This window comes from Ruegeria sp. AB8 (genome assembly GCF_056542605.1).
Map to the genome: position 1 here is coordinate 1 of NZ_JBQGAB010000080.1, position 1,593 is coordinate 1,593.

Genomic DNA, 1,593 nt, shown 5'->3' on the forward strand with positions numbered 1-1,593 from the left:
TGTTGCCGAAAAGCAAGCGGCGGAAAAGGAAGGTCAGGAAGACCCGCTGACCGAGCTCAATGAGATCTGGGCAGAAATGGTCGCATCCTGGACACATGTTCTGACCACAGTTCCCAATATCATCAGTGCGCAAATCACTGCATTTAGCAATTTCTCTGACAAATTGGGGGGCGCTGGTGTTCTGACGCTAATGGGGCTGGTGCTCTCGGTCCTGATAGTCGGCTTCATTGCTGAGAAGCTATTCATTTTCCTGACCCGCCGCTGGCATGAGGCAACCGAGCCCTCGGGTGACGCTGATCTCAGAGGCGCTGTGAACTACCTGTTCCGCCGATTTTGCCGCGAAATTGCAGGGCTTATCGTATTCTACGTCGTCATTCGGGCGATTGGCCGAGGATTGCTGAGCCCCGAGCAGATCATCTATGCAGCCCCATTTGTATTCTACCTAATCTGGGTGCCGCGTCTGGGGGCAGCAGTCTCGCGCTTTGTTCTTGCGCCGCAAAAGCCACAATTCCGATTGGTAAACATTGACGACCACTGGGCAAAATACCTGCATCGCAACCTGATCGGTCTGCTGATCCTGATCGGCTTTACCTTGTTCGTACTAAGGTTCAATGCGCTGAACGGGGTTACCGGCGATCAGACGCGCATCGGTTTCTGGCTGAACGCAGCAATCCACGTCTATATTGGCATAATCGCCTGGACTGCGCGCGAAGGTTTGTCACAGATGATGCTGGGCACCGACCCAGACCACACCAAGTTCGACGAAGAAGTCGCGCGGTATTACCCGTATTTTGCAATCGGCGTTTCGGTCGTGATTTGGCTGCTGGTCGAATTCCTGGTGGCACAACGCAACCCGGCGCTGATCCGCGTGCTGTCCGGTGGGGCGCATTTCACAACCATGTTCTGGCTGTTGATTGCACCTGCACTTGATACATTGATACGTGGTTTGGTGCGTCACCTGCAGCCGCCAATGTCGGGCGAAGGGCCATTAGCAGAACGCGCCTACCGATCGGCCAAGCGCAGCTATATTCGCATCGGTCGGGTGATTGCTGGCCTCTTCGTCGTCTTCATGATTTCCCGTGTTTGGCAGCTAGATCTGCGCCATGTTGCGTCCGCAGGTATCGGTGCCGAAGTTGGCGGCGCAATCATCGAGTTCCTGCTGATCATCGCTGTCGGCTACATCCTGAACGAGATCGTCTCGCTGTGGATTAACCGTCGTCTGGCCAAGGAACAGACAGCGGCCGAGGAGCTGGATGAAGAAGCCGGCGGAGAAGGTGGCGGCGCGGGTGGTTCGCGTCTGGCGACAGTCCTGCCCTTGTTGCGGATTACCGCACAAGTCACCATCTCGGTGATCTTCGGCCTACTGGCCCTGAGCGCTTTGGGCATCAACATCACGCCGCTGCTGGCTGGTGCTGGTGTTTTGGGTCTGGCCATCGGCTTTGGTGCGCAGAAACTGGTGGCCGATATCGTTGGCGGCATCTTCTTCCTGATCGATGACGCCTTCCGCGTCGGCGAATATGTCGATGTCGGCGGGACCATGGGAACGGTCGAGAAAATTTCGATCCGCTCAATGCAGCTTCGCCACCATCGTGG

At 56.4% G+C, this 1,593-nt stretch carries 1 protein-coding gene; it reads left to right on the forward strand.

The window, feature by feature from the left end:
* On the forward strand, positions 1-1,593 hold a 1,593-nt coding region (locus ACR0CG_RS23765), incomplete at both ends, for a mechanosensitive ion channel domain-containing protein (RefSeq protein WP_480527965.1).